General features: G+C 59.6%; 8 protein-coding genes and 1 pseudogene. 2 read left to right on the top strand and 7 right to left on the bottom strand.

What is annotated here, in order from left to right:
* From EN935_RS13835 to EN935_RS13810, 6 genes are all read right to left on the bottom strand, one after another.
* On the bottom strand, window positions 1-660 hold a 660-nt coding region (locus EN935_RS13835), incomplete at its 3' end, for an NAD(P)/FAD-dependent oxidoreductase (RefSeq protein WP_164771122.1).
* Between the two features lie 10 nt (window positions 661-670).
* The gene (locus tag EN935_RS13830; protein WP_024505237.1) at window positions 671-1,780 is read right to left on the bottom strand and encodes an electron transfer flavoprotein subunit alpha/FixB family protein; all 1,110 of its coding nucleotides are present in this window, start codon (window positions 1,778-1,780) and stop codon (window positions 671-673) included.
* A gap of 16 nt (window positions 1,781-1,796) precedes the next feature.
* On the bottom strand, window positions 1,797-2,648 hold the full coding sequence (locus EN935_RS13825) for an electron transfer flavoprotein subunit beta/FixA family protein (RefSeq protein ID WP_063169390.1): 852 nt from the start codon (window positions 2,646-2,648) through the stop codon (window positions 1,797-1,799).
* 188 nt (window positions 2,649-2,836) lie between these two features.
* Window positions 2,837-3,214: a nitrogenase stabilizing/protective protein NifW gene (gene nifW / locus EN935_RS13820; RefSeq protein WP_063169389.1), complete on the bottom strand. Its 378-nt coding sequence runs from the start codon at window positions 3,212-3,214 to the stop codon at window positions 2,837-2,839.
* A gap of 179 nt (window positions 3,215-3,393) precedes the next feature.
* Window positions 3,394-4,605, bottom strand: a complete 1,212-nt coding sequence (nifS, locus tag EN935_RS13815; protein WP_063169388.1) for a cysteine desulfurase NifS — start codon at window positions 4,603-4,605, stop codon at window positions 3,394-3,396.
* A 347-nt stretch (window positions 4,606-4,952) separates the two neighbouring features.
* Window positions 4,953-5,273, bottom strand: coding sequence for an iron-sulfur cluster assembly accessory protein (locus EN935_RS13810; RefSeq protein WP_029356570.1), 321 nt, complete (start codon window positions 5,271-5,273; stop codon window positions 4,953-4,955).
* Between the two features lie 210 nt (window positions 5,274-5,483).
* Here EN935_RS13810 and EN935_RS13805 point away from each other — a divergent pair, with 210 nt between their 5' ends.
* Together EN935_RS13805 and EN935_RS13800 are read left to right on the top strand one after the other, a co-directional pair.
* Window positions 5,484-5,807 carry a hypothetical protein gene (locus EN935_RS13805; RefSeq protein WP_127373382.1) on the top strand — a complete coding sequence of 108 codons (324 nt, stop codon included), beginning with the start codon at window positions 5,484-5,486 and terminating at the stop codon, window positions 5,805-5,807.
* Between the two features lie 51 nt (window positions 5,808-5,858).
* A pseudogene (locus EN935_RS13800) lies at window positions 5,859-6,890 on the top strand (ChuX/HutX family heme-like substrate-binding protein); the annotation flags it as partial.
* Window positions 6,891-7,151: 261 nt separating this feature from the next.
* Here EN935_RS13800 and EN935_RS13795 read toward each other — a convergent pair.
* The coding region (locus tag EN935_RS13795) for an MFS transporter (protein WP_164771121.1) at window positions 7,152-7,910 on the bottom strand (759 nt) is incomplete at its 5' end.

The following is a 7,910-nucleotide window of genomic DNA, read 5'->3' as shown; positions in this document are numbered from 1 at the left end:
GCGAGAGATCGTGCCCACGGCCTCGATTACGCAGCCTTCATCGCCCTTCACCCCGAACCGCTGGCCAATGACCTCTTCGGGCAAGAAATGCATTTCCTTGACGGCAATCGCCACGGTCTCCGGCTTCGGCATCTCGCGCAGGCCTGCGCGAGTGCCAAGCAATCCCGACACCCCTTCTGCGAGAACGACCACATTCGCGAAGACCACTCCGCCAGCCCGGTCTGTGCGGACGCCGATCACCTTGCCATTGCCATCACGGACGAGTTCCGTCGCGGTCGTCTCACACAGGACCGTCGCGCCAGCCTCGCGCACCTTGCGGGAAAACCATTTGTCGAACTGGGCGCGGATGATCGTGTAGCGGTTGGGTTTCGCCTCATTGAAGTCGTCCGACCGGTAATGAATTCCGGTGTGAGACGTGTCGTCCATCACCCAAAGTCGCTGTTCGACCAGGTGCCGCTCGAGGGGCGCATCATCCCGGAAGTCCGGGATGATCTTCTCCAGCATGTTCGCGTACATTATGGCACCCTGGACGTTCTTAGAGCCCGGATATTCCCCGCGCTCCAACTGCAGGACCTTCAGCCCCTGGCTTGCCAAAGTGTAAGCAGCTGCGTTTCCAGACATGCCGGCTCCGACCACAATGGCATCGAATTGTTCAATCATGTCCTCTCCCTCAACTCGCAAGCTTGTCTCGACTGTGCGGCGACAGCCGCCGGGTGAAGGCTTCCGTCAGTGCGGGCAGGAAGCGGATTGCATCCGTGACGATCCCGAGGTGGGCGAACTCGAAAATCGGCGCGTTCGGATCGGTGTTGATCGCGACGATGAGATCGGCCCCCTCGACCCCAACTCGGTGCTGGATGGCGCCGGAAATTCCGGCCGCGATGTAAAGCTTCGGTCGAATGGTCTTGCCAGTTTGTCCAATCTGTCGATCAGCCGGCATCCAGCCCTTCTGGACCAAGGGGCGCGAACAGCCATGCTCGGCGCCGATCGCTCGGGCAAGATTCTTCACAAGCTGAAGGTTCTCCGCCGCTCCGAGACCGAGGCCTCCCGCAACCACGACATCCGCATAGGCAAGATTTGCCATTGCCGACTGGTTATCCGGTAGGAAGCCGAGGACTTTGGTGACGATATCGTCCTCAACGAGCGACAGCTTGTGCCGCATGACACGCCCGACCGGCTTATCCACCCGTTGCGGCATAGGCATGACCCTTGGTCGCACCGTCGCCATTTGCGGCCGGTAATTTAGTGTATAGATCGTACACAACAATGAGCCACCAAAAGTCGGACGGGTCGCGGCGAGTGAACCGTCGGAATCTACATCAAGTTCGGTGCAGTCGGCCGTGAGCCCCGTCTGCAGGGTCGTCGCTACCGAGCCTGCAAGATCCCTGCCCAGTGTGGTCGCGCCGAGAAGGAGGATTTCGGGTTTATGGGTATTGACCAGATCCGTGAGCGCCTTGGCGAACGGCTCGTTCCGGTAGTCGGCGAGCGGCGGCGCATCGACGATGTAGACAAGATCCGCCCCGTAAGCGAAGGCCTCGGCAACAGCGTCCTCGACCATCTCGCCCGGCGGTCCCAGCACGACGCCCGCGAGCTGGACTTCAAGCTTGTCGGCTAATTTGCGGCCTTCGCCCAGCAGTTCGAATGATACAGGATGCACATTGCCGCGTTCGAGCTCGAGGAAGACCCACACGTGCCGGTAGTCTTTGAAACGGTCGGGAAGTTCTTTCTTTACACCGGCACGGCCGGGGGCAATGCGAGGGGTAGTTTGGCTTGCGGTCGACATTTTCTGCTCCTGGCCGTCACGTGCCGCTGTTGAAGGCCAGCTCATGTTCCAGCGCCGGCCGGCGGGTTAAGATATCGGCGATGAGTTCATCGGCTATGTCCTGCAAGCCCCTTTCCGCGGTGTCGATCTGCGCCGCCCTTTCTGCCCGTGCGGTGGGGGCGAAAACACGCTTGACGACTGTAGGCGAGCCACGCAGACCGCACCGGGTGAGATCGTCAATGCCGGCGTCGGCTGCAGTCCACTTCACGACTTGGCTGCGCGCCGCGCACAGAGCCTGCTGGAGCGAGCCCCGGCGGATTTCGTTGGTGTCTTCCAGCATGGTAATGAGGCAAGGGAGTCTGCTCTTCAGCAACTGGGTGCCGCCTTCGGCGCGACGAGCGACTTCGATCTCTCGCGTATCGAGATCGATGGAGGCAATCTTCGCGACATAGGTAAGTTGCGATAAATCTAGGCGCTTGGCTATGCCCGGTCCGACCTGGGCGGTATCGCCGTCAATCGTCTGCTTGCCGGTGAAGACGATGTCCGGCCTGCCGAAAGTCTCCCCAATTTTTGCGATTGCTTGCGAAAGAGCAAAGGAAGTCGCCAGCGTATCGGATCCGGCAAAATAGCGGTCCGTCAAGAGAACTGCTCGGTCAGCACCGTAACCGAGCGCCTTTCGCAGCGAGTCCTCCGCCATGGGCGGACCCATTGTGAGCACAGTAACCTCGCCACCATGAACGTCGCGCAGTTTGAGCGCTTCTTCGAGGGCGAACAGGTCGTAAGGATTGATGATGGTCGGAACACCCTGACGCATGATCGTGTTCGTCACCGGGTGCACGCGGATCTGTGCCGAATCCGGCACCTGCTTGATGCAGACTACGATATGCATTGGCGGTTTCTCTAAGCTCCCAGTCCGGATTCGTGCTTGGCGGTTCACCTCATTGCCTGCATCGTTCATGCCAAGTCGTCTTCCTGCCTCTATTCCAGAAGGTGGCTTCGTTTGCTTCCGAGGAGGCGTCATGAGGACTGGATTTGTCGACTTCTCGACATTGTCGCGTCGCAGCCGTGTCGGGCTCATTACTTTCCGAACCGCTTCAGTGCAGAGTCGAGCGGGACGAAGGCGCGGCCAGGTGCGGGACATATGTTTGGATCGTGGTCCCTTAGCACCTTGAACACACGTTGCGTGAGCGGCGAGGAAGTCGCGAAATCTTCGTAGGCGCGTTCCAGCTTGGCGCGCACCCGCGCGGCGATTACCTGGTTAGGCAGACCGGAGAAATCTTCTTCGGCAAGGTATTGGCCCACGCGCTTCATGATATGGAGCCGCGAGACATTCATCACTTTCGGGTCGTAGGAGACGTCAAGGCAGGCGAAGAAGTCCTCCGCGGCCGACAGGCCCTTCAGTCGCGCTAGGATATCGGTGCGATCGATCGGGCGGCTATCAGCGGAGCAGTTCATTGTATTCTCCCGGCGCGAAATTGTGGTGTCGATGCATTGGTGACATTGCTGACGGCGTGCCGACCTCTGGCACGGCGGCTGGGCAAGAGACTTGGCGATCTCAAGCTTTTCTGAAGTGGTGAAGGCGACCCCGAGTTTAACTGCTCTCCTTGCGCAGGGTCGTCACGTTGAGGAAGACCTCACGGCTCGTCGGCTATTGTGCCGCTCGGACCCGGGCCGGAATGAAGCTGTTCTGCACCTCGCCCGCACAGTCCAGCACTGGGAACGGCCCGTAGCTTCTCGGTGATCGCAGGCAGGACCTCAAGCACGCGGTCTACGTCATCTTCGCCGTTGTCACGCGACAAGGAGAAGCGGACTGCCCCACATGCCGCGTTCATAGCGATCAGAACATGGCTCGGTTCCAGTGAGCCAGAGGCACAGGCGGACCCGGCGGAACAGGCGATTCCCAGCCGGCTCAGGACAATTGGAATTGCATCGCCTTCGATACCTTCGAATCCAATGTTTGCAGTGTTTGGCAATCGCTCTTGCGGATCGCCGTTGATGGATGTGTTTGGGATGCGCTGGATGATCCCGTTCTCAAGGCGGTCGCGCAACCATTTTATTCGTTTTGTCTCGTCCATGAATTTCAAGGCGAGTTCGGCCGCCATGCCCAGTCCGACTATGCCGGGTGTGTTTTCAGTGCCTGCACGCCGGTCGCGCTCTTGGTGCCCACCCTTGATCATGGAGGAGAAGCGCACGCCACGTCTTACATAAAGCGCGCCTATCCCCTTTGGACCATGCAGCTTGTGGGCGGAGAGCGACAGCATGTCGATCGCGGTCGATTTCAGCTCAATCGGAAGCCTTCCGACCGCCTGCACTGCATCAGTGTGGAAAAGCGCGCCGACTTCCCTGGCTAGATCGGCAAGCTTAACCACGGGAAAGATCGTACCGGTCTCATTGTTCGCCCACATTATCGAGACGATTGCCACTTGTGGGGTGAGGGCGGTTCTGTAGGCGTCCAGGTCGAGCCGGCCGTAGTGATCGACTGGGATAATGTGCACCTTGACGCCGCGCGTCTTCTCAAGGTGCGCGCACAACTTCAGAACGGCCGGATGTTCAACCGCGGAAGTCACTATTTCCGTTCGGTCGGGCATCACCTCCAGCGCCGAAAGGATGGCTGTACTGTCGCTTTCAGTCCCGCCCGAGGTGAAGATGATCTCGTCCTCGAATCCCGCGCCGATGAGGGCTTGCAACTGTTGCCTCGCCTTTCTCACGGCTTCAGCAACCGATGCGCCATAGGCGTGCATGGACGAATGATTGCCAAATTGCTCCGTAAAGAAAGGCAACATCGCTCCAACGACTGCAGGATCAACCCGCGTCGTTGCGTTGTTGTCGAGATAGACAGGGTTCATGGGAGTGATCCTTCAACTGCTGAAATGATTCAAGGGTAGTCGGGCCATTGAACCTCTGGCGCATATCGTATCTGGTAAGGTGGGCGGCCGGGGGAGCGATGGCTTGGCTGACCGGTCGCTGTCGACATTGCCCTTTGGTGGCGGCATCCGCCGGGAATTCAGCTGTTTCGGGCAATTTTGTTTGCTTGCCCACGGCAACGATCGATGATCGCGATTTGGTGCATCACCGAACGCAATTGTTCCGGGCCGACAGTGCGTGTCGGCCGGTTCCAGAGCGCCGGCGGTTACCGGTTCGACGCAGTATTCCTTGGCGTCGCTATAGTCGAACATAGCCTGTTCCCTCGCAATCATTTGCAGGACTTGCCGCAGCCGCACGTCTCACGCGCATTGGGGTTATCGAAAACAAAGCCGGATGTTTCGAGCCCAGTGACGAAGTCCACGGTCATGCCGGCGGCATGGGGTTGGGAGCCTCTATCCATGAACACCTTGAGCCCATCTCGCTCGATGATCGCATCGCCCTCACGTGAGACGCTCTCCAGGCCCATTGAGTATTGGAAGCCGGCGCAGCCGCCGGCATGGACCATGATGCGAAATCCTTCCGCCGGCTCGCTGGCGCGGTAAAGAGCGGCCTTGATGGCGGCAACAGCGTTGTCGGTGAGCGTAATCATGGCTCGATTTCTCCTCGGTCCGGCGTTTTCGTGGATCATCTCGCATGGACCGTGCCAAAGGGAAGACGTGTCAAAAACCGTAGGACATCCCGACGTCTCTTATGCTCGATTGCTGGGGAGACGTCCGACAACCGACACTTACTGTCGGGTTTGTCGCGTCCGCGTCACAGGAAGGGCGCCTGAGTTCGCGATGCACTCACGCGTAAAGCAATGAACAGAGCCAAAGATGTTCAGAGCTTGCCGCGGAGCAACTGGCACGATTTTTGTGAAGCCTTCGTTGCGGCGGCAAAATTGCCGGCCGATTCACCTTTGGGTTGCCCTCGCAATCGAAGAACGAAGGAAAGCAATATGATCCATCAGACCCGCTTTGGTGGGAAAGCAGCACCGCCGGTGGTACCCGAATGCTCGATCGGCCGATTGGCGCCGACCACCCAACAATCGCTCGCTACCGGCGATTGGCCGCTGACCGCCCGGAGACAGGATTCGACTGGCATGTGCCTGACGATCGATCGCGTCCGCCGTGCACATCCCTGAGGCCCGTTTTTCGATCGATCGTCAAAAGAAGAACGGGGCAGGGGTAAAAACATGGATCAGCGCAAGAAGCGGTCGCCCAACGAAATCCGGCGTGCGTGGGAAGTCTGTCCGAACATTCCCGCGCGTGATTTCGCCGCCCAATTGGCCATTTCGGAAGCGGAACTGGTCGCGGCCCATTGCGGTTTCGGCGCGGCACGCATCGACCCGCGCGTCAATCACCTTCTGACGGGCCTCGAATTCGTGGGCGAAGTGACGGCGCTGACCCGCAATCAAGGTGCCGTGCACGAAAAGATTGGCGTCTTCAACAGAGTGATAACCGGCAACAATCACGCCATGGTCCTTGGTGACGAATTCGACCTTCGCGTCTTCCCGCAGGCTTGGAGGTATGGTTTCGCTGTTGAAAGGCGCCATCGCGGCGGAATCCAGCGCAGTTTGCAATTCTTCGACGCCGCCGGCGCAGCAGTGCATAAGGTGCATCTCAGGCCGGTCTCCAACCTTCATGCCTATCGAAAGCTGGTGGCCGAGCTCGTATCCGCCAACCAGGAGCCGACCATGTCGCTTAAGGCGAGAGTAGCCGACCTGGGCGCGAGGACTGCGGACTGGGCCGGCACGGTGGACGACCTACGCGAGTACTGGAGCCGGCTGACTGACGTCAACCTTCTAAAGACGCTCAAGCTCAGCCGCTGCCAGGCTTTGCGCATGGTCGGCCAGGATTACGCTTGGCTGCTCGACAATGCCGCAGTTGGCGCCGTGCTCCAGCGTGCGGCCGAAGACGAATTGCCGATCATGTGCTTCGTCGGCAACCGAGGTTCTATCCAGACCCATTCCGGCTTAATCAAGTCGGTCAAGCAGATCGGGCCGTGCATCCATGTGCTGGACGAAACGTTCCGGCTGCATCTCAGGACCCACCAAATCCGTGAGGTTTGGGCCGTGCGCAAGCCGACCAATGACAGTCACGTCACCTCGCTCGAAGCATATGGGTCCGACGGCAAGATCATCATCCAGTTGTTCGGTGCGCGCAAGGAAGGCGAACGCGAGCGCGACGACTGGCGGGTTCTGGCGGAAAACCTGCCTCGTTTCCCCGACAGCTACATGAGAAAAGACCGATCGTCGTCGGTGGGACGCCGGCGCCCATCTGCCTCCGCAGCCAGTAGCCGGGCATTGAAGCCGAGACCGGGGACACGATGACGCAATAAGCGCGCTGTATTATCGCAACGCGATGAGCAGGAAGCAATTTGGCGCTGCCCCATCGACCGCATGGTTACGACGAAGCCGCGGCCTTTGGGCCGAGCTCAGAGGTGACAATAGCGTGAACGCCGCCGACCGTCACTCCCCACCAGGCGGTCAGGTTTTGCGGTTCGGGCCGAGCAAAAATACTGTCAAGACAGCGAGGAACGTGGCAACCGCGCTGTAGACAAAGACACTGGCAATACCCGTGTGATCCACCAATAGGCCACCGCAAGTTGTGCCGGCTGCGATGGCCACTTGGAAGGTTATGACCATCAGTACACCAGCGCTCTCGGCCTGTTTCGGAGCGGCGCGTAGCACCATCCATGTCTGCAATCCGACCGGGACCGCGCCAAAAGCAAAGCCCCATACGGCAACTGCAATTGCCGAGGTCAAGGCCGATGCTCTCATGGTCAGGAGCGAGACAGCGGCTACGGCAATGAGCAGGGGCGGCAGGGCCGCGACCGCCTTGAGACTGTGTTTGGTGAGGAATGCGCCGGCTAAATTGCCGAAGACGCCGGCCGTGCCAAAAGCAAGGAACACGAGCGGGATTGACTTCTTGTCGAGCGCAGGAACGCTCTCGAGAAAGGCGCGGATGTAGGCGAAGCTGGCAAAATGGCCGGAAGCGACCAATAGCACGACTAGCACCGCAACCTTCATCGCCGGATTCTTCGCGACATCCAGCGGACTGCGGAATCTGCGCACTTCGATCGGAGGCAGTGGCGGAATGGTTACGAGTTGCACGAGCAGCGCAACGGCACTCACGATTGCGGCGACCTTGAACGAGGCTCGCCATCCCCAAATGTCACCGACATAAGCGCCGATTGGAGCCGCGCAGACGGAGGCGACAGAAACGCCGGTGAGGATGACCGACAT

Source organism: Mesorhizobium sp. M7D.F.Ca.US.004.03.1.1 (assembly GCF_003998635.1).
GTDB lineage: Bacteria > Pseudomonadota > Alphaproteobacteria > Rhizobiales > Rhizobiaceae > Mesorhizobium > Mesorhizobium loti.
This window is presented reverse-complemented; position numbering and strand designations above follow the sequence as displayed.

Bases quoted from the DNA above. Each gene is read 5' to 3' on its own strand.
- EN935_RS13810 (WP_029356570.1), bottom strand. From the start codon at position 5,273: ATGATTACGCTCACCGACAACGCTGTTGCCGCCATCAAGGCCGCTCTT.
- EN935_RS13825 (WP_063169390.1), bottom strand. From the start codon at position 2,648: ATGCATATCGTAGTCTGCATCAAGCAGGTGCCGGATTCGGCACAGATC.
- EN935_RS13805 (WP_127373382.1), top strand. From the start codon at position 5,484: ATGAACAGAGCCAAAGATGTTCAGAGCTTGCCGCGGAGCAACTGGCAC.
- nifW (WP_063169389.1), bottom strand. From the start codon at position 3,214: ATGAACTGCTCCGCTGATAGCCGCCCGATCGATCGCACCGATATCCTA.
- EN935_RS13830 (WP_024505237.1), bottom strand. From the start codon at position 1,780: ATGTCGACCGCAAGCCAAACTACCCCTCGCATTGCCCCCGGCCGTGCC.
- nifS (WP_063169388.1), bottom strand. From the start codon at position 4,605: ATGAACCCTGTCTATCTCGACAACAACGCAACGACGCGGGTTGATCCT.